The sequence below is a fragment of the Nocardia sp. NPDC005978 genome (assembly GCF_040614455.1).
GTDB lineage: Bacteria > Actinomycetota > Actinomycetes > Mycobacteriales > Mycobacteriaceae > Nocardia.
The window spans coordinates 1-18,957 of sequence record NZ_JBEXUS010000143.1; the positions used below are offsets into that span (position 1 = coordinate 1).

General features: G+C 69.5%; 20 protein-coding genes and 1 pseudogene. 12 read left to right on the forward strand and 9 right to left on the reverse strand.

Going from position 1 to position 18,957, the window contains the following annotated elements; genetic code table 11:
* Nucleotides 1-124 precede the first annotated feature (124 nt).
* The 3 genes from ABZ319_RS36390 to ABZ319_RS36400 form a co-directional block, all read right to left on the reverse strand.
* The gene (locus tag ABZ319_RS36390) at nucleotides 125-1,285 is read right to left on the reverse strand and encodes a M20 family metallopeptidase (RefSeq protein ID WP_354991135.1); all 1,161 of its coding nucleotides are present in this window, start codon (nucleotides 1,283-1,285) and stop codon (nucleotides 125-127) included.
* A 131-nt stretch (nucleotides 1,286-1,416) separates the two neighbouring features.
* Nucleotides 1,417-2,718, reverse strand: a complete 1,302-nt coding sequence (locus tag ABZ319_RS36395; RefSeq protein WP_354991119.1) for an amidohydrolase — start codon at nucleotides 2,716-2,718, stop codon at nucleotides 1,417-1,419.
* 125 nt (nucleotides 2,719-2,843) lie between these two features.
* Nucleotides 2,844-3,551: an enoyl-CoA hydratase/isomerase family protein gene (locus tag ABZ319_RS36400; protein WP_354991120.1), complete on the reverse strand. Its 708-nt coding sequence runs from the start codon at nucleotides 3,549-3,551 to the stop codon at nucleotides 2,844-2,846.
* 254 nt (nucleotides 3,552-3,805) lie between these two features.
* On the opposite strand from ABZ319_RS36400, the gene ABZ319_RS36405 reads away from it, so the two are divergent.
* From ABZ319_RS36405 to ABZ319_RS36415, 3 genes are all read left to right on the forward strand, one after another.
* Complete coding sequence (locus ABZ319_RS36405; RefSeq protein WP_354991136.1) at nucleotides 3,806-4,585, forward strand: purine-nucleoside phosphorylase; 780 nt, start codon at nucleotides 3,806-3,808, stop codon at nucleotides 4,583-4,585.
* A gap of 68 nt (nucleotides 4,586-4,653) precedes the next feature.
* Nucleotides 4,654-6,537 (forward strand): phospho-sugar mutase, encoded by a 1,884-nt coding sequence (locus ABZ319_RS36410; protein ID WP_354991137.1) that lies wholly within the window; start codon nucleotides 4,654-4,656, stop codon nucleotides 6,535-6,537.
* A gap of 8 nt (nucleotides 6,538-6,545) precedes the next feature.
* Nucleotides 6,546-6,764, forward strand: coding sequence for a hypothetical protein (locus ABZ319_RS36415; RefSeq protein ID WP_354991121.1), 219 nt, complete (start codon nucleotides 6,546-6,548; stop codon nucleotides 6,762-6,764).
* A gap of 57 nt (nucleotides 6,765-6,821) precedes the next feature.
* On the opposite strand, the gene upp is transcribed toward ABZ319_RS36415, so the two are convergent.
* Nucleotides 6,822-7,445, reverse strand: coding sequence for a uracil phosphoribosyltransferase (gene upp / locus ABZ319_RS36420; RefSeq protein ID WP_354991122.1), 624 nt, complete (start codon nucleotides 7,443-7,445; stop codon nucleotides 6,822-6,824).
* A gap of 135 nt (nucleotides 7,446-7,580) precedes the next feature.
* Here upp and ABZ319_RS36425 point away from each other — a divergent pair, with 135 nt between their 5' ends.
* From ABZ319_RS36425 to ABZ319_RS36445, 5 genes are all read left to right on the forward strand, one after another.
* Nucleotides 7,581-7,907 carry a type VII secretion target gene (locus ABZ319_RS36425; protein WP_354991123.1) on the forward strand — a complete coding sequence of 109 codons (327 nt, stop codon included), beginning with the start codon at nucleotides 7,581-7,583 and terminating at the stop codon, nucleotides 7,905-7,907.
* Nucleotides 7,908-7,995: 88 nt separating this feature from the next.
* Complete coding sequence (locus ABZ319_RS36430; RefSeq protein ID WP_354991124.1) at nucleotides 7,996-9,177, forward strand: C40 family peptidase; 1,182 nt, start codon at nucleotides 7,996-7,998, stop codon at nucleotides 9,175-9,177.
* Entirely contained in the window at nucleotides 9,174-9,515 is a 342-nt protein-coding gene (locus tag ABZ319_RS36435) for a hypothetical protein (protein WP_354991125.1), read from the forward strand. The genes ABZ319_RS36430 and ABZ319_RS36435 overlap by 4 nt, the downstream gene beginning before the upstream one ends.
* Complete coding sequence (locus ABZ319_RS36440) at nucleotides 9,512-9,841, forward strand: YbaB/EbfC family DNA-binding protein (RefSeq protein ID WP_354991126.1); 330 nt, start codon at nucleotides 9,512-9,514, stop codon at nucleotides 9,839-9,841. Before ABZ319_RS36435 ends, ABZ319_RS36440 begins: the two co-directional genes overlap by 4 nt.
* A 26-nt stretch (nucleotides 9,842-9,867) precedes the next feature.
* Nucleotides 9,868-11,115: a primosomal protein gene (locus ABZ319_RS36445; RefSeq protein ID WP_354991127.1), complete on the forward strand. Its 1,248-nt coding sequence runs from the start codon at nucleotides 9,868-9,870 to the stop codon at nucleotides 11,113-11,115.
* 89 nt (nucleotides 11,116-11,204) lie between these two features.
* Here the strand turns inward: ABZ319_RS36445 and ABZ319_RS36450 are convergent, their stop codons facing one another.
* The 5 genes and pseudogenes from ABZ319_RS36450 to ABZ319_RS36470 all read right to left on the reverse strand — a co-directional run bounded on the left by ABZ319_RS36450 (nucleotide 11,205) and on the right by ABZ319_RS36470 (nucleotide 15,190).
* Nucleotides 11,205-11,648 carry a hypothetical protein gene (locus ABZ319_RS36450; protein ID WP_354991128.1) on the reverse strand — a complete coding sequence of 148 codons (444 nt, stop codon included), beginning with the start codon at nucleotides 11,646-11,648 and terminating at the stop codon, nucleotides 11,205-11,207.
* Nucleotides 11,649-11,771: 123 nt separating this feature from the next.
* Entirely contained in the window at nucleotides 11,772-12,863 is a 1,092-nt protein-coding gene (locus tag ABZ319_RS36455) for an adenosine deaminase (RefSeq protein WP_354991129.1), read from the reverse strand.
* A gap of 112 nt (nucleotides 12,864-12,975) precedes the next feature.
* Nucleotides 12,976-13,089 (reverse strand): annotated as a pseudogene (locus tag ABZ319_RS36460) (excalibur calcium-binding domain-containing protein); the annotation flags it as partial.
* 287 nt (nucleotides 13,090-13,376) lie between these two features.
* On the reverse strand, nucleotides 13,377-14,666 hold the full coding sequence (locus ABZ319_RS36465) for a thymidine phosphorylase (RefSeq protein ID WP_354991138.1): 1,290 nt from the start codon (nucleotides 14,664-14,666) through the stop codon (nucleotides 13,377-13,379).
* A gap of 122 nt (nucleotides 14,667-14,788) precedes the next feature.
* Nucleotides 14,789-15,190 carry a cytidine deaminase gene (locus ABZ319_RS36470; protein ID WP_354991130.1) on the reverse strand — a complete coding sequence of 134 codons (402 nt, stop codon included), beginning with the start codon at nucleotides 15,188-15,190 and terminating at the stop codon, nucleotides 14,789-14,791.
* Nucleotides 15,191-15,490: 300 nt separating this feature from the next.
* Between ABZ319_RS36470 and sdhC the strand changes: the two genes are divergently transcribed.
* From sdhC to ABZ319_RS36490, 4 genes are read left to right on the forward strand one after another with little or no spacing between them, the layout of a single operon-like run.
* Nucleotides 15,491-15,886, forward strand: coding sequence for a succinate dehydrogenase, cytochrome b556 subunit (sdhC, locus tag ABZ319_RS36475; RefSeq protein WP_354991131.1), 396 nt, complete (start codon nucleotides 15,491-15,493; stop codon nucleotides 15,884-15,886).
* 2 nt (nucleotides 15,887-15,888) lie between these two features.
* On the forward strand, nucleotides 15,889-16,323 hold the full coding sequence (locus tag ABZ319_RS36480) for a succinate dehydrogenase hydrophobic membrane anchor subunit (RefSeq protein ID WP_354991132.1): 435 nt from the start codon (nucleotides 15,889-15,891) through the stop codon (nucleotides 16,321-16,323).
* 16 nt (nucleotides 16,324-16,339) lie between these two features.
* Nucleotides 16,340-18,136, forward strand: a complete 1,797-nt coding sequence (gene sdhA / locus ABZ319_RS36485; RefSeq protein ID WP_354991133.1) for a succinate dehydrogenase flavoprotein subunit — start codon at nucleotides 16,340-16,342, stop codon at nucleotides 18,134-18,136.
* Nucleotides 18,136-18,909, forward strand: a complete 774-nt coding sequence (locus ABZ319_RS36490) for a succinate dehydrogenase iron-sulfur subunit (protein WP_354991134.1) — start codon at nucleotides 18,136-18,138, stop codon at nucleotides 18,907-18,909. Before sdhA ends, ABZ319_RS36490 begins: the two co-directional genes overlap by 1 nt.
* Nucleotides 18,910-18,957: the final 48 nt, after the last annotated feature.

Here is an 18,957-nt window from a genome sequence, read left to right on the forward strand (position 1 = left end):
CTATCACACGCGGGGCGTGGGTAGACCACAAACCAACACCCCCCCCCCCCCATTTCCCACATCAACCACCCGGGGCCGCACCTGACAGGTGCGGCCCGGCGTTCCGTTCCGGTGAACGAGTACGTCAGTACGAATTCAGGACGATGTTCGTCATCACCCGCACGCCGACCGCGAGCGCGCGCTCGTCGATGTCGAACGTGGGCTGGTGCAGGTCCAGCTGCTCGCCCTGCCCGGACCACACGCCCAGGCGGGCCATGGCCCCCGGCACCTCCTCGAGGTACCAGGAGAAGTCCTCACCGCCGCCGGACTGCTGGGTGTCCGCGAGCGCGTCGGGACCGACCTCGCGGATCGCGTCCTCGAACATGCGCACGGCCAGTTCGTCGTTGACCACCGGCGGCACGCCACGCTTGTAGTTGAGCTGGTAGCGCACCCCGGTGGGGGCGAGCAGGCCCTCCACGATCTCGCGCACCAGCGGTTCGAGCAGCGACCAGGTCGCGTGATCACCGGTGCGGACGGTGCCGGTGAGCATGCCGGTCTGCGGAATCGCGTTGGGCGCCTTGCCCGCCGACACCGCGCCCCACACCATGACGGTGCTCGTGCGCGGATCGATGCGCCGGCTCAGCAGCCCGGGCAGACCGGTGATGACGGTGCCGATGGCGTAGACCAGATCGCTGGTCAGGTGCGGGCGCGAGGTGTGCCCGCCCGGCGAGTCCAGCACGAGTTCCACCGTGTCGGCGGCCGAGGTGATGGCTCCGACCCGGATGCCCACCCGGCCGACCTCGAGACGGGGATCGCAATGCAGCGCGAACATGCGCGACACGTCCTCCATGGCGCCCGCGGCGACCATGTCGATGGCGCCGCCGGGCATGACCTCCTCGGCGGGCTGGAACACCAGCCGGACGCCGACCGGCAGGTTAGGCACCTCGGCCAGCGCCAGCGCCGTGCCGAGCAGGATCGTGGTGTGCGCGTCGTGGCCGCAGGCGTGCGAGACGCCGGGCACGCCGGAGGCGAACGGCAGGCCGGTGTACTCCTGCATCGGCAGGGCGTCCATGTCGGCGCGCAGCCCGATGCGCGGGGTATCGGGCCCGATGTCGACGATGAGACCCGTGCCGCTGGGTAGTTTCCGCGGTTCCAGACCGGCCTTGACCAGCCAGGATTCAATGAACTCGGTGGTGCCGAACTCGGCGCGCGAGAGTTCCGGATTGGCGTGGATGTGCCGCCGCCAGGAAATCAGATCATCCGCGTGCTCGGACAGCCACGCGTCCACCGCATCTCGACCACTCATCTCGCCCATTTCGACGTCCACCACACCCATATCGACCCCCACCGAGCTGCCCGCCGCGATGTTCGCGGCTCCCTGCGCCACGCAGGCAGCCGCTAATGATCCCGTGGCCCGTGTGGACTGGCCGGTTGTGCTCACCGAATGTCCTCCTGTCGCTGAAACTGCCGTTGACTGACGCGTTCCGACAACCTGTCCCTGTGAAATTCGTCGCCTGCGATCTGTATCGCGGTGCGGGCCAAAGCCGTTGCCCCGTCGATGACGGCCAGATCGGCGGAGGCGTTCACGGCCGCGGCGGCGAACGCGGGCTGATGCGTCACCGCACCCCCGGCGTCGATGCCGATGACGGGGTGAATACCGGCGATGACGTTGGTGACATTGCCCATATCCGTGCTGCCCAGCGGTCGTGCTGCCTCGAGTTCCGGGGCCAGGGGCTCGCGTCCGAGTTCGCGAATCTGCTCGCGATAGGCACACAGTAGTGCGCTATCGGGCGTGAGCTCGGTATATGTCGGCGCGAGCTTGCGGATTTCGTGTGTGCATCCGGTCGCCAGCGCTCCCGCCTCGAAACAGGCCGACGCGCGTTGCATCAGATCGTCCAGGGCCGCGGAGTCGACTGCCCGTAGGTAATACAGCAGTTCCGCATGGCCGGGCACGATGTTCGGGGCGATACCACCCGAGGCAACTATACCGTGCAGTTGCTGTCCGGGGAGGAGATGTTGGCGTAGCAAACCGAGCGCAACTTGCGCGATGGTGACGGCGTCCCCGGCGTTTCGCCCGTGGTGCGGCGCGGCGCTCGCGTGGGCTTCGTGACCGCTGTAGGAGACCGATAGGTCCGCCAGGGCCAGCGACCGCGCACCCACGATGTCCTCCGGACCGGGGTGGATCATCATGGCCATGGCCAGGTCGTCGAAGACGCCACGGTCCAGCATGAGAACCTTGCCGCCCCCGGATTCCTCGGCGGGCGTGCCGAGCAGTTTCACGGTGATGCCGCAGGCGTCGGCCACCTCGGCCAGACCGAGCGCCGCGCCGACCGCCGCGGCCGCAATAATGTTGTGCCCGCAGGCATGTCCGATTTCCGGTAGTGCGTCGTACTCCGCGCAAATACCGACCACCAGGTCTCCGTGGCCGAATTCGGCGGTGAAAGCGGTGGGGAGATCGGCTACGCCGGTCTCGATCCGGAAACCGCGCTCGCGCAAGGGCTCGATGGTCTTGGCGACGCTGCGGAACTCCTCGAACGCGAGCTCGGGTTCGGCGTGAATGGAATGCGACAGGGCCAGCAAACCAGCGCGGGCCTCGGCGATGGCCGCGTCGGCGACCGCGAAGCGATCGGCGAGGGCGGCATCCGGGGTGGGCACAGCGGTCAGCGCCGGCACGAACGCATCGTGCCGACCGCTCGAGGCCGACGACCGACGGTCATCACCGCTGCGCGCAGGTGGCATGACACACAGTCAACCACTGTCCAGCAACCCCGCAACTTCGACGCACAGCTACCTACCGTTAACTGGCAAACGCAAGAGGTCGTCCGCACCCGGGCGCGGCACGCCGGGCGCGGACGACCGGTAACTCAGCTCGGGCTGAAGCCCAGGTTCTCCGGGGTGGTCTCCACGGCCAGGCCGGCGAGGGCGCGCTGGTGCAGGGCCAGCTTGATGACCTGCAGGTTCGGCTTGCGGTTGCCCTTGAGGGCGTCGGCCTGCGCGATGGCGGTGGGCAGCAGGGCCTCCACGTCGGCCTTGGCGTCCACGATGCGGGCCGCGATGGCGTCGTCGGCGCCGTAGCGACGGCCGGTGGTCATGGCCTCGACCGCGACCTGGTTGATCAGGCGCTCGGTGACGAGGGCGTTCATGGCGACCGTGAACGGCATGCCCAGGTGCACCTCGGGCAGGCACCAGAAGCCGCGATCCGCGCGCATGATCCGGAAGTCGCAGGAGGTGGCGAGCATCGCGCCGGCGCCGAAGGCGTGGCCGTTCACCGCGGCGACGGTCGGGGTCGGGAACGCCAGCAGGCGGCTGTACAGCGAGTGCACGCGGTCCAGGTACCAGCAGTTCCGATCGAAATTGCCGAACAGCCAATCGGTATCGAGACCGTTGCTGAAGAACTTGCCGTTGGCGGTGACCACCAGCGCGGCGGGGCCCTCGGACGCCTCGACCTCGTCGAGCAGGGCGTGGACCTCGGTGATCCAGTCCGGATGGAAGCGATTCTCGCTGTCGATGTTTTGTCCCTCGGCACCGAGGTACAACACGAACACGTCCCCATCACGCTTCAAAAAAGGCATATGCGCAGCGTAGCGCTGGCGCTCCGATTTGCTACCGATGGGTAGCAAAGTCGGGACCAGGTAGATGGATCACTATCCGGACCGGTGCGGTGATCGTTTCCCGGGGTGACAATTGATCTCGAAAGGTCGGGGTAACTCGTCGGGTACGCCCAAAATGGGAGTATCAGCTAACCGGAGGCACGCGAATGGGACGATCTACGGCACCTGGCCCGGCGCTGAAGTCTCGGGGAGGCGGGGGAGCTACTGTGGCTTTCATGCTTGCCGAGCGGGCCGCTCAGGCCATTGCGGAACGAACCGGAGTACCCACGCACCCGGTCGCGGTAATTCTCGGATCGGGCTGGCAGGAAGCCGCCCTGGAGATCGGCGATCCGAGCGCCACCGTCCCCATGTCCGAACTGCCGGGTTTTGAATCACCCACGGCGCTGGGACATCAGGGCACCATCCACTCGGTCGTGGTCAACGACGCACCGGTGCTGTTGCTCATGGGACGCCAGCATCTCTACGAGGGCCACGAGCCCGCGCAGGTCGTGCACAACGTCCGCACCGCGATCGCGGCCGGCGCGAAGACCATCCTGCTCACCAACGCCGCGGGCGGCATCCGGGACGGGCTGTCGGTCGGCGAGCCGGTGCTCATCGCCGACCACCTCAACCTGACCGGGCGCACCCCGCTCACCGGCGCCGACTTCGTGGACCTGGTCGACGCCTGGGATCCCGAATTGCGCGCGCTGGCAAGGGAAGTCGACCCCACCCTGACCGAAGGCGTGTACGCCGGCCTGACCGGGCCGCAGTACGAGACCCCCGCCGAGATCCGCATGCTGCGCACCATCGGGGCCGACCTGGTCGGCATGTCGACCGTGCTGGAGGCCATCGCCTGCCGGGCCGCGGGCGTACGGGTGCTGGGCATCTCGCTGGTCACCAACCTGGCCGCCGGGGTCACCGGCGCGCACCTCTCGCACGCCGAGGTGCTGGCCGAAGGGCAAGCCGCCGCACCGCGATTGGGCAAGCTGCTGCGCGGCGTGCTCGAACGCGTCTAGGGCGGCCCGGGTTGCTGCGCTTCGGGACCGCCGGGCTGCGCGGTCCGCTTCAGGACGGCCCCGACGGCATGAACGTGGACACCGTCACGCGCGCGAGTGCCGGCATCGCCGACTGGCTGCGCGAACGCTGCCTGGGCGGCGGGCTGGTGATCGTCGGCCGTGACGCTCGGCACGGCTCCGCCGAATTCGCCGCCGCCACCGCGGAAGTCTTCGCGGCGGCGGGATTCTCGGTGCTGCCCCTGCCGCGTCCGCTACCCACCCCCGTGGTGGCGTTCGCGGTCCGCGAGCTCGGCGCGGTGGCCGGCATCCAGATCACCGCCTCGCACAACCCCGCCACCGACAACGGCTACAAGGTCTACCTCGACGGCGGCTCCCAGCTGATCCCGCCCGCCGACGCCGAGATCGAAACCCGGATCGAAGCGGTCCGCGACCCGATCCCCCGCGCCGATCCCGCCCCGACCGCCCCACCGCCGGAACGGCTTTCGCTCCCCCCGGACGCCACGGTCGCCGATCTGGGCGAGGAGATGGTCCGCCGCTACCTCGCCCGCGTCGCCGGTCTCCCGGACCGCCTGGGCGGGTCCGCCGCGCACGGCCCGAGCCACTTCGCCACGCGCGACTCTGCCCCGGGCGAGCACCCGCGTACTCCGCTCGCCGCCAACGACGTTCGCTTGCCCGGGAAGCCGGCCACCGAACCCGGCGTGCCACACGGCCCGGCAACCGCGCCCCCGGATTCGGCGGGCTCGAGCAGGCCCGCCGCACATGACTCGGACGCACCGGAGCACCCGGCCGGACCAGGCAGCGACGTCGGCGACACCGCGCCGCCGGACCCCGGAATCGACATGCCACACAACCCGGCAACCGCGCTCGCGGCTGCGCCGGGCACAAACGCACCGGCCGCGCATGACTCGGACGCACGGGAGCACGGGGCCGGAGCGGTCACCGGTGACACCACGCCGTCAGACCCCGGAATCGGCGTGCCGCGCAGCGGGATTCGTATCGCTTTGACGGCCATGCACGGTGTCGGCGGAGAGTTGGCCGTCGCGGCGTTGCGGGCGGCGGGGTTCGACGACGTGCACGTCGTGGCCGAGCAGTTCGAGCCGAACCCGGACTTTCCGACGGTGTCGTTCCCCAACCCGGAGGAGCCGGGTGCCTCGGATCTGTTGCTGGAGCTGGCCGAGCGGGTCGGGGCCGACGTGGCCATCGCACTGGACCCGGACGCCGATCGGTGCGCGGTCGGCGTGCCGGGGGCACACGGGTGGCGCATGCTGCGCGGTGACGAAACCGGGGTGCTGCTCGGCGATTTCGTGTTGCGGTCGGCCGCGCCGGACTCGCTCGTGGCGACCACGATCGTGTCCTCGCGACTGCTGGGCGCGCTGGCGCCGGCGCGCGGCGCGCGCTACGCCGAGACCCTCACCGGATTCAAGTGGCTCGCGCGGGCGGGCGACGGACTCGTCTACGCGTACGAGGAAGCCATCGGGCACTGCGTCGATCCGGCCGCTGTACGCGACAAGGACGGCATTTCGGCCGCCGTCGCGGTGGCGGAACTGGTGGCGCGATCCAAGGCCGCAGAACGCACGCTGGACGATCTTCTCGACGATCTCGCCGTCGAGTTCGGGGTGCACGCCGGGGCGCAGGTCTCGCTGCGCCTGGCCGATGCCGCCGAGGCGGCCGCGGTGGTCGAGCGGCTGCGCGCCGATCCGCCCGCCGAGATCGCCGGGGAGAAGGTGATCTGCACCGATATGTCCCAGCTCAGGGGGCGGATGCGGACCGACGCGCTGGTCTTCGAAGGGCCCGCGCTGCGCCTGGTCGTGCGGCCTTCAGGGACCGAACCGAAGCTCAAGTGCTACCTCGAAGCCGTCGTTCCGGTCGGTTCACCTGACGCATTAACCTCCGCGAAGGCCACTGCGGCCCACATACTCTCGGATAGTAGGAGTTTCTGCGAGAAGCTGTGAGGTGTCCCGTGGGCGAACTGCACTGCACCCATTGTGGGAGTGAGAACCTGGAGCCGGGTTTCCTCGATGACGCGGGTGATTCCGCGCCCGGCTACACCCGCTGGATACCCGGCCCGCTCGAGATAGGCGTGTTCGGCGGCGCGAAACGGATAGGCAAGCCCAAGATCTCGGTGCTCGCGCACCGCTGCCGGGGCTGCTCGCATCTGGAGCTCTTCGCACCCAAATAATCGCGGGTGGAAAGAGCTGCGGTCGCCCCGCCGATAGGACGACCGCTCGCGCGGTGCTCAGCGGGGGCCGAACTGCCGGTCCCCCGCGTCGCCGAGCCCGGGCACGATGAAGGCGTCCGAGTTCAGGCCGCGGTCGACCGCGGCCGTGACCAGGCGCAGCGGGCGACCCCACTTCTCCAGCGCCGCAATGCCTTCCGGGGCCGCGACCACGCAGATGACGGTCAGGTCCCGGGCGTTGCGCGCGGCCAGCAGATCCAGGGTGTAGACCATGGAGCCGCCGGTTGCGAGCATGGGATCGAGCACGATGACCGGGGTGTCGGACAGATCCTCGGGCAGCGACTCCATGTACGGGGTGGGCCGGTGCGTCTCCTCGTCGCGGGCCAGGCCGACGAACCCGATGCGCGCGTCCGGGATGAGGTTCTCGGCCGTCTCCACCATGCCCAGCCCGGCACGCAGCACCGGGACCAGCAGCGGCGGCGCGGACAGCGTCGTGCCCTCGGCGGCGGCCACGGGGGTGGCGATGGGGAAGCGGGTGACGGGCGCATCGCGCATCGCCTCGTAGACGAGCAGGCCGGTGAGATCGCGCAGCGCCGCGCGGAAGGTGGGATTGCTGGTCTGGACGTCGCGCATGGTCGTCAGCAGAGCGGCTGCGAGCGGGTGGTCCACGATGTCGGTGCGCATAGGAAAACGATAGGTCAGCACACACATTGGAGGTCGCGGCCGGGCGAATTTCGCGCATGGCCGGAACCGATCGGCCGCGCCGCCCGTCCAAGCACACGACGGAGAAATTCCAGCGACGGCACGACAGGGGTTGCCATGACGCGGTTTTCGATAGATCCCGACGGTCTCACCGCCTACGCGCACACCGCCATCGGCATGGCCGCGCACCTGAGCACCGCCGCCGCCCGCACCGCCGCGGCCGATCCCCTCCTACTCGCCCCGGCCCTCGGCCTCGCGGGCGCCGACTTCCTCGTGGCCTACCGCGCGGCACACGCCACCCACCTGTCCACCCTGACCGCCCTCACCGCGGTCCTGACCAGCATGGGCGCCGGCGCGACCACCGCCACGACCTCGTACGCCGCCACCGACGCGACCTACGCCACCGCCCTGGACGCCACCGGGCGGCTCGAGGCCCTGCCGTGAGCACGCGGCTCGATGAGATTCGACCGGCGCGGACGATCGCGAGTCAGGCGCGGATGTTCCGGGACCTGACACGGGCGGGGGTGGGCCCGTGAGCGCGGAGTTGGACGTGGCCGGGCTGGCCCGGCCGATCACGGGGTTGATGGAAAGCCTCGGCAGCGGGGACGTGGCGGCGGCGGTGGCCGAGCTGCGCGCGGGTTCGGGGGTCGTGGAGGAGATGGTCGGGGCGGGCCGGGGCGGAGTCGACGAGATGTACGCCGCGTGGCGGGGCGAGGGCGGCGACGCGGCCCTGGGCACCGCGCTGCGGGTGCAGACCTGCGCGGCGACCGTCGCGGACCGCGGCGTCGAGCTGGCGGCGGTGCTCGAGCGAGCCGGGAGCGCGGTGGCGGCGGGGCAGCGGGAGCTGGCGGCGATCCTGCGGTCGTTCCTCGACTCGGCGGACAGCGCCGGGCGGACCGGACTCACGCCGGCCGGGATCGCGATCGTGGTGGAGTCGGCGCTCGACCACTCGGGGCGCGCGCTGCACGTGGCCGAGCGCGTGCGGACCGAGCTCGCGGACGAGACCGCGGCCATGCGCGAATTGATCGCGCCGCCACCGACTCCCGCGCCGGTGGCCGCCGGCTCGCCGGACGCATCGGTGGCCGATGCCGCGGCGGCCGGGCAACCCGGCACGCCGGAGGCCCCCGCGGCGGACACCGTCGCGGCGGCCGTGGGGAACTCCGGCGGACAGCTCGGGCAGACACTGCTCGCCACCGGCGGGCAGGCGCTGGAATCGGGGGCGGGACTCGCGGGCGGACTCACGACCGTCCCGGCATCGGTGGGCGACGCGCTCCCCGCGGACCGGTCCGCGACCGGCGGGACCCACGCCGCCGGGACCGGGGTGCTGCTCACCCTGCCCGACGGCAGTACCGTGGAGGCCCCGAACCAGCGGGCCGCCGACGCGGTCCGCAACGCCCTGAGCGAGCTCGGCACGCCCTACGTCTGGGGTGGGACGACACCCGGCGCCGGACTCGATTGCAGCGGGCTCACGCAATGGGCGTACGCCGAAGCGGGGGTGCCACTGCCCCGCCTGGCGCAGGAGCAGGGACAGGGACACGCGCAGATCGGTCCAGGGGACTTGATGCCCGGTGATCTGGCGGTGTGGGACGGGCACGTGGCCATGGTGATCGGCAACGGCCAACTCGTCGAAGCAGGAGACCCGGTACAGATCGGCCCGATTCGAACGGAGAACAGCGGAATGACATTCTTCGGCTTCTACAGGCCCACCGCGTGAGCGCGCCGCGGATTCCGGCCGTCACCGTCGCGGCGAGCGGCAATCGCGCGGGCACGGTGACCGTCCGCGCCACCGACCAGGGCATGCCGGTGGAGATCCACTTCGAGCGCGGTGAATACCGTTACGGCGCACAGGCTCTGGCCGACGAGATCCTGCGCCTGACCAAGCGCTCGGCCGTCGTCGCCAAGTCGCGGCGCCGCGAGGCCCTCGCCGACGCCGGCATCCCCGCCGACATCCTGGACCGGCTCGGCCTGCCCACCCGGCAGGCCGCCGTCGACGAACTCGACCGTCTCGACGACGCCGACACCGGTCCGACCAGCTGGACGAGGCCCTCATGAGCGATCCGATGGATGCCCTGGTCAACGGCGTCGCCCTGCAGCTCGACGCCCTGGAGAACGCCCTCGACGGCCTCGATCGCGTGCGCGGGCGCTTCGGCGCGCCGGACGGCTCGGTCACCGCCGAGGTCGACGGCGAGGGCGCGCTCACCGGCCTCTGGCTGGCCGATTCGGTGACCGCGCGACCACCCGCGGAAGTGGCGGAACTGATCCTGTGGGCGTGCGGGCAGGCGGCCGCCGCGGCGAGCACGCGACGCGCCGCGGTGCTGGCCCGATTGAACTCCGCTATCGGGCCGGGAAATGTTGGGGGCGGCCCGGATAGTGCCTGAGGCAGCCACTAGATAGGCTTCCGGTCATGGCTTCTGGAGACATCGTCCCGATCGCGCTCGGCCTCACCAAAGGCGATCTCGTCACCCTGTGGGCACCGCGCTGGCGAGACGGTGACGATGAGTGGCAGGCGTTCCTCGGATTCGAGGAAGACCTCTACGGTTTCGACTCCGTCGCGGAGCTCGCCGCCTTCATTCGTTCCAGCTCCGAGAACGATCTGGTCGACCATCCGGCGTGGAAGATCATCGCCGGGCTGTCGGCGGCCGAGCTCGAGCCCGAGGAGCAGTTCGTCTTCGATCTGGTCGGCGTGCCCGAACTGGCGGCGGACGATCCGGACCCGGAGATCATCTCCGAGCTCGAGGAGACCCTCGACATGGTCCGCAACATCGGCGAGGTGTGCGACCTCGACGTGGTGACCAAGTTCTTCGGCTCCCACCCCGTGCTCGGCGCGCTGCCCAGCGGGGTCGGCGTCTTCGCCGGCAAGGAGGGCCAGGAGCTGTGGGACCAGATCGGCTCGGCCATCAACAAGGATTGGGACGCGGTCCTGGACGCCATCGACTCGGTGGTGGAGATCCCGGACGTGGACGCCGACGCGGTGGCGGTCGCCGAGGCGGAACTGCTTGCGGCGGAGGAGAACGTCGTGGACGCGGAGGACGCGGCCGACGGCGATGAGGACAACGAGTTCGAGACCGTCGACCTGACCAAGGGCGACGAGGACGAGGGCGACCCCTCCTTCTGGCACAGCGTCGGCATCGACCCGGTCAAGATCATCACCTCGGACGGCACCTGGTTCACCCTGCGCTGCTACGTCGACGACGAGCCGCTGTTCCTGGGCACCGAGGGTTCGATCACGGTCTTCGGTTCCGAGCGCGCGCTGGCCCGCTACCTCGCCGACGATCACGAGCACGATCTGGCCCGGGTCAGCACCTACGGCGAGATCCAGTCCGCGGCGGTGGACGGCGGGCTCGAGGTCGAGGTGGACGAGGAGAACGTCTACGTGCTGCCCGGCATCGCCGAGGATCTGGCCGCCGGCCCCAAGTCGGTCGACACCGACCAGCTCGACCTGGCCGTCGAATTGTTCACCGACGCCGCCGATTACGCCGATGACGACGCGGTGGAACGGGCCCTGGCCGGTTCCAATCCCCTGGGCTGGTACGTCTCCTACCTGCTCAACCCGGACCCCAGCCGGATGGCCCCGAACCCGCCGTTCGCGGCCGAGGCCGAGGCGTGGCGCGCGCTCGAGGTCGCCTTCGAAGGCCGCCTCACCAAGGGCTGAGCAGCCACCCCGCCGCAGCAACCCCACGGGCCGTACCACGAACGCCGTGGTCGCAATCCATTGCGACCACGGCGTTTTCGTCGATCCGGTTACCGCTTCGAGCCGGAACCCGACCCACCCAGCGCGTCGAGCACGGAGCTACCGGTCGCCGGTTGCGGGTAGTGCAGCCTGCCCGGCACCTGCCATGCCGCGGTCATCGTCGACGCGCCCTGGGTCACGGTGATCGTGTGCTTGCCGTTGTTCGCGGGCCGCCAGAGCAGGCTCACGTAGACGTATTCGCCCGGCTGACGGGTGTCGGGCACGACGGCGTCGGCTACCACCACGCCATCGATCGTGACCGTCACCGGATCGAATCGGTCCGGTCCGGTCAGGACGGCGTTGACACCGCATCCCGACTCGACGGTGCAGTCGAAGTCACCGGCGGAGGCGGTGATCCCCGCGACCTTCGCCGACGCGGAGCCGGCGATGAGCCCGGGAACGGAGAGTGCGGTCAGCGCACCCAGGGCCAGGCCCCCGAGTAGTCGTTTCGCCACGAGTGAGCACATCCTTCCGGCGGCCGACGCGGCCACCGGAAGGAGCGTCTCTAAAAACCCACTGTTTCACTAGCCGTAATTCCTTGGTCTACAGCGGGCTTCGCCACTGTGCCATGCGAACCCTCAGCCGATGAGTACCGCGTAGCCCGGCTTGATCACCTCGTCGATGAGTTTCAGGCGGTCGGGGAACGGGATGAAGGCCGACTTCATCGCGTTGATGGTGAACCGTTCCAGATCGCTCCAGCCGTAGCCGAACGTCTGCACCAGCTTCTCCATCTCCTGACTCATGGTGGTGTCGCTCATCAGCCGGTTGTCGGTGTTGACCGTGACGCGGAAACGCAAGCGCGCCAGCAGATCGAACGGGTGCTTGTCGAGCGAGGGCACCGCGCCGGTCTGCACGTTGGAGGACGGGCACAGCTCCAGCGGAATGCGCATGTCCCGCACGTAGTTCGCGACCCGGCCCAGTCGCGGCCCGTCGGCCGAATCGGTGATGTCGTCGGTGATGCGCACGCCGTGGCCGAGCCGATCGCAGCCGCAGAACGCCAGCGCCTCGTGAATCGACGGCAGGCCGAACGCCTCCCCGGCGTGGATCGTGAAATGCGCGCTGTTGGAACGCAGGTACTCGAAGGCGTCCAGGTGCCGGGTGGGCGGGTACCCGGCCTCGGCGCCCGCGATGTCGAACCCGCCGACGCCGCGGTCGCGGAATCGCACGGTGAGTTCGGCGATCTCGCGCCCGCGCGCGGCGTGGCGCATGGCGGTGAGCAGACAGGTCACCCGGATGGGGGTACCCGCCGCGGCGGCGATGGCCTCGCCCTCGCGGAAGCCCTCGAGGGTGTACTCGACGACCTCGTCGAGGGTGAGCCCGGCCTCGAGGTGCTGTTCCGGCGCGAACCGCACCTCGGCGTAGACGACGCCGTCCGCGGCGAGATCCTCGGCGCATTCGCGGGCGACGCGGCGCAGGCCCTCGGGCGTCTGCATGACGGCGACGGTGTGCGCGAAGGTTTCCAGATAGCGCTCGAGCGATCCGCTGTCGGCCGCGTCGCGGAACCAGGCGCCCAGGGATTCGGCGTCACCAGCCGGTAGCTGGTCGTACCCGCAGTCGCGGGCGAGCTCCAGGACCGTCGCGGGCCGCAACCCGCCGTCCAGGTGATCGTGCAGGACCGCCTTGGGCGCCTGGCGGATCGCAGCGAGTGTGAGGGGCGTCGGTCCAGTCATGTAGAAACGGTAGCCGCATTTGCGTTCTGCGGCATGGCAGTTGGCCTGTGTGCACCCTCTCTTAGGCGTGTCGTTGCCCATACGTTGCTGGCGGAGTGCTGATCTTCACCTGTCAGCCACATGCGATGCCTTTGCCGTCTCGATCGAGACGCGAGCTGTAGCCGGGTTGCCCGACCAGCAGCGGAGCCTTGCCCGCCAGCCGAACCTCGTGGCAATTGGCGTAATACGGGTAGGGCTGCGAGCGCGACGTGGCGGGCGGCGAATTGTCGATGCGCGGTTCGGCGGCGGCGGGTCCGGCGAGTCCGGCGGTCAGGGGCACGGCGACACCGAGGGCCACCGCACCGAGTACCGCCGCCGTCCGGCGGCGCGGTCGGAAATCGGGAGTACGGTTCACCGCATCCAGGCTAGGCCCGCGCGCGGGTCCGCGCCGCGCCGCAGGTCAGGCGATCGGGCTTGGCCGCGTGGCGGTTTCGCCGGCCCCGCGCGGCCCGCGCGCGATCCGGGCGGATCGGCTCAGGCCGTGATCCGGCCCAGCACCAGCGGTTGTGCGGGCGCCTCGGTGCCGGCCGCCCCGATGGTGAACGCCGATCCCAGCGATTCCAGTACCGCGGGCAGCACCTCGGCGGTATCGGTGTGCAGGGTCAGGAGGGGTTGACCGGCGGTGACGGAATCGCCCGGTTTGAGGTGCATTTCGATACCCGCGCCGAGTTGCACCGGATCACCCTGGCGGGCCCGGCCCGCGCCGAGCCGCCAGGCCGCGACGCCGATGTCCATGGCGTCCAATCGGGTCAGGACCCCGGTCGCGGGGGCGCGCAGGGTTTCCGCGTGCCGGGCGCAGGGCAGCTGGGCGTCGGGATCGCCGCCCTGGGCGCTGATCATGGCGCGCCAGTGGTCCATGGCGCGCCCGTCCGCGAGGGCGTCGGCCGGGTCGATGCCGTCGATCCCGGCCTGGGCGAGCATCTCCCGGGCCAGGGTCAGGGTCAGTTCCACCACGTCGGCCGGGCCGCCGCCGGACAGCACGTCCAGGGACTCGGCCACCTCCAGGGCGTTGCCCGCGGTACAGCCGAGCGGGGTGTCCATGGCGGTGAGCAGGGCGACGGTGCGCACCCCGGCGTCGGTGCCGAGTTCGACCATGGCCGTGGCCAGCTCGCGCGCCTGCGACAGCTCCTTCAGGAACGCGCCGCGCCCGACCTTGACGTCCAGCACCAGCGCGGCGGTGCCCTCGGCGATCTTCTTGCTCATGATCGAGCTGGCGATGAGCGGGATGGATTCGACGGTGCCGGTGACGTCGCGCAGGGCGTAGAGGCGTTTGTCGGCGGGCGCGAGATCGGCCCCGGCCGCGCACACGACCGCGCCCGCCGCGGGATCGGTGAGAATCTCGCGCATGCGGGCCACCGGGATGTCGGCCTGCCAGCCGGCGATGGCCTCGAGTTTGTCGAGGGTGCCGCCGGTGTGTCCGAGCCCGCGCCCGGACAGCTGCGGGACCGCCGCCCCGCATGCCGCGACCAGCGGCGCGAGCGGCAGGGTGATCTTGTCCCCGACGCCGCCGGTGGAGTGCTTGTCCACGGTGGGCCTGGGCAGATCGCGGAAGTCCAGGCGCTGCCCGGAGGCGATCATGGCCGCGGTCCAGCGCGCGGTCTCGCGCCGGGTCATCCCCCGCCACACGATGGCCATGGCCAGCGCGGACATCTGTTCGTCGGCGACCTCCCCGCGCGTGAACGCGGCTACCACCCAGTCGATCTGGGAGTCGCTGAGCTCACCCCCGTCGCGCTTGGCCCGGATCACCTCGACAGCCGAGTGCACAGTCACCCCACCACCCTTACACGCCGCGGGGGCCGCGTCAGGTTGATCGCCCGGGCCGCGTCGGCGCGATCGCGGGGCCGAGCGGCCGGGCGCACCCGCAGGGCGGGCGGGGCTCAGTGTGGTCAGAGTTGCCCGGCGGCCAGATCGTCCGGCCCGAAGGCGTCGGGCAGCAGCGCGCTCAAGGGCCGGGGCCCGGCGCGGTGATCGACGAGCAGCCCCGCACCCCCGTGCTCCAGCAGGACCTGGCGGCAGCGCCCGCAGGGGGTCAGGATTTCGGCCCGGGAATCGCAGACCGAGACGGCCAGCAACCTCCCCCCGCCGGACGAAATCAAGTTACCGACCAGTACACATTCGGCACACAGGCCCAGTCCGTATGAGATATTTTCCACATTGCAGCCGCTCACCGTGCGGCCGTCCGAGGTGAGAGCAGCGGCCCCGACGGGGAATCTCGAGTACGGCGCATAGGCATTTCGCATGACTTCGGATGCCTTGCCGCGCAACGCATTCCAATCAATATCGGGCATATCGGACCATCCTTCCATGGGCATGCTTACACCCGCGCGGAAGCCGTTTTACCGGGCCTCGAAAATCAGGAAAGGCAAACCTAACTCAGTGAATTTACGGCCAACGAGCGGCACGCCGAATTAGTTCCGTCCAACCGCTGGGATTAGAGTTCACGACAGATCGGTTCAGGTTCCCGACAGCGGGCCTGCAGCACTGCCACCGGACGGCGATTCCGGCTGTGAGCTGGTGTTATCGACAGTCCAATGGCTCCGCGCCGGATCTGACCGGGTCCATCAACGACGTTGGAGGCACCGCACTCTATGACCACGCTAGAAGCTCCGGCCAAGCCGAAGCGATCCTTGTACCGAGGCGACCCCGGAATGTGGTCCTGGGCTCTGCACCGCATAACCGGCGTGACGATCTTCTTCTTCCTGTTCGTCCACGTCCTCGACACCGCCCTCGTGCGGGTCAGCCCGGACACCTACGACCAGGCCATCGAGACCTACAAGACCCCGCTGGTCGCTCTCATGGAGATGGGTCTCGTCGTCTGCGTCTTGTTCCACGCGTTCAACGGCATCCGGGTGATCCTCGTCGACTTCTGGTCGCAGGGCCCGCGTTTCCAGCGGCAGATGCTCTGGGTCGTGCTCACGATCTGGATCCTCGTCGCGGGCGCCGGCATCGGCCGCCAGTTCTTCTACCTGCTGACGGAGCACTGATCATGACCGCACCTGTCCTGGGCAAGTCCTACGATCGCCCCGCCAGCCTGGACGCGCCCCGCGCGCCCCGCCGCGCCGGCGGCAGCAACTTCGAGAAGTACGCGTGGCTGTTCATGCGCGCCTCGGGCCTGCTGCTCGTCATCCTGGTCATCGGCCACATGACGATCATGCTCATGATCGACGGCGGCGTGCAGCGCCTGAACTTCGCGTTCGTGGCCGGCCGCTGGGCCAGCCCGTTCTGGCAGATCTGGGACCTGACCATGCTCTGGCTGGCCCAGCTGCACGGCGGCAACGGCATGCGCACCGTCATCGACGACTACGCCCGCAAGGACTCCACCCGGTTCTGGCTGAAGTTCCTGCTGGTCGTCTCGATGATCCTGGTGATGGGCGTGGGCACCTACGTCATCTTCACCTTCGACCCCAACATCACAGGTTAGGAACAGGCCGCCCCGAATGAGTGAGCACAGCGAACGAACCACCGGTGCTGAGTCACGTCCCGTTCAGGAGCACCGCTACGACGTCGTGATCGTCGGTGCCGGCGGCGCGGGCATGCGCGCGGCCATCGAGGCCGGGCCCCGCGTCCGCACGGCCGTCCTGACCAAGCTCTACCCCACCCGCAGCCACACCGGCGCGGCGCAGGGCGGCATGTGCGCCGCGCTCGCGAACGTGGAAGAGGACAACTGGGAGTGGCACACCTTCGACACCGTCAAGGGTGGCGACTACCTGGTCGACCAGGACGCCGCGGAGATCATGGCCAAGGAAGCCATCGACGCCGTGCTCGACCTGGAGAAGATGGGCCTGCCGTTCAACCGCACGCCCGAGGGCAAGATCGACCAGCGTCGTTTCGGCGGGCACACCCGTGACCACGGCAAGGCCCCCGTGCGCCGCGCCTGTTACGCCGCCGACCGCACCGGTCACATGATCCTGCAGACGCTGTACCAGAACTGCGTCAAGCACGACGTGGAGTTCTACAACGAGTTCTACGTGCTCGACCTGGTGCTGACCGACGGCCCCAACGGGCCGATCGCCACCGGCGTCGTCGCCTACGAGCTGGCCACCGGCGATCTGCACATCTTCCACGCGAAGTCGATCGTGTTCGCCACCGGCGGCTCGGGCCGCATGTACAAGACCACCTCCAACGCCCACACCCTCACCGGTGACGGCATGGCGATCGTGTTCCGCAAGGGACTCCCGCTGGAGGACATGGAGTTCCACCAGTTCCATCCGACAGGTCTGGCCGGCCTGGGCATCCTCATCTCCGAGGCGGTCCGCGGCGAGGGCGGCATCCTGCGCAACGCCTCGGGCGAGCGGTTCATGGAGCGCTACGCCCCCACCATCAAGGATCTCGCGCCGCGTGACATCGTCGCGCGCTCGATGGTGCTCGAGGTGGCCGAGGGCCGCGGCGCGGGTCCGAACAAGGACTACGTGCTCATCGACGTGACCCACCTCGGTGAGGACGTGCTCGAGGAGAAGCTGCCGGACATCACCGAGTTCGCCCGCACCTACCTGGGCGTGGACCCGGTCAAGGAGCCGGTGCCGGTCATGCCGACCTGCCACTACGTCATGGGCGGCATCCCCACCCGGATCCGCGGCGAGGTGCTGCGCAACAACACCGACGTGGTCCCCGGCCTGTACGCCGCGGGCGAGTGCGCGTGCGTCTCGGTGCACGGCTCCAACCGCCTGGGCACCAACTCGCTGCTGGACATCAACGTGTTCGGCCGGCGCGCGGGCATCGCCGCCGCCGAGTACGCCCAGCGCGCGGAGTTCGTCGAGATGCCGGAGAACCCGGCGCAGATGGTGCAGGACTGGCTCGCGCTGATCCTGTCCGATCACGGCAACGAGCGCGTGGCCGACATCCGCACCGAACTGCAGGCCACCATGGATGCCAACGCGGGCGTGTTCCGCACCGAGGACACCCTCAAGCAGGTCCTCACCGACATCCACGGCCTCAAGGACCGCTACAGCCGGATCACCGTGCAGGACAAGGGCAAGCGCTACAACAGCGACCTGCTCGAGGCCGTCGAGCTGGGCTTCCTGCTCGAGCTGGCCGAGGTCACCGTGGTGGGTGCGCTGAACCGGAAGGAATCGCGCGGCGGTCACGCGCGCGACGACTACCCGAACCGCGACGACACCAACTACATGCGCCACACCATGGCGTACAAGGAGAGCCCGGAGCTGATCTCCGACATCCGGCTCGACTACAAGCCGGTCGTGCAGACCCGTTACGAGCCGATGGAGCGTAAGTACTGATGACTGCCACACTCGAGAAGCCGGCCTCGCAGCAGCCCGCTCCGGTGCCCGAGGGCTCGGTCATGATCACCGTCAAGGCCGCGCGCTTCAATCCCGAAGACGGCCAGGGCGCGCACTGGGACGAGTTCAAGGTTCCGGTGCTGCCGACGGATCGCTTCCTGAACGTGCTGATCTACATCAAGTCCTACCTGGACGGCACGCTGACCTTCCGGCGCTCCTGCGCCCACGGCGTCTGCGGCTCCGATGCCATGCGCATCAACGGCGTGAACCGCCTGGCCTGCAAGCTCCTGATGAAGGACATGCTGCCCAAGAACGGCAAGGACCTCACCATCACCGTCGAGCCGATCCGCGGTCTGCCCGTGGAGAAGGACCTCGTGGTCGACATGGAGCCGTTCTTCGACGCGTTCAAGGCGGTCAAGCCGTACCTGATCACGCGCGGCAACGAGCCGACCATGGAACGCATTCAGTCCCAGCACGATCGGGCGCGTTTCGACGACACCACCAAGTGCATCCTGTGCGCCTGCTGCACCACCTCCTGCCCCGTGTACTGGAGCGACGGCAGCTACTTCGGCCCGGCCGCGATCGTGAACGCGCACCGCTTCATCTTCGACAGCCGTGACGAGGGCGCCCGCGAGCGCCTGGACATCCTCAACGATGTCGAGGGTGTGTGGCGCTGCCGCACCACCTTCAACTGCACCGACGCGTGCCCCCGTGGCATCGAGGTCACCAAGGCGATCCAGGAAGTCAAGCGCGCCCTGCTGTTCGCCCGCTGATTCCACCTCGACCGACCACGAAGGCCGCTCCCGTCTCCGGACGGGAGC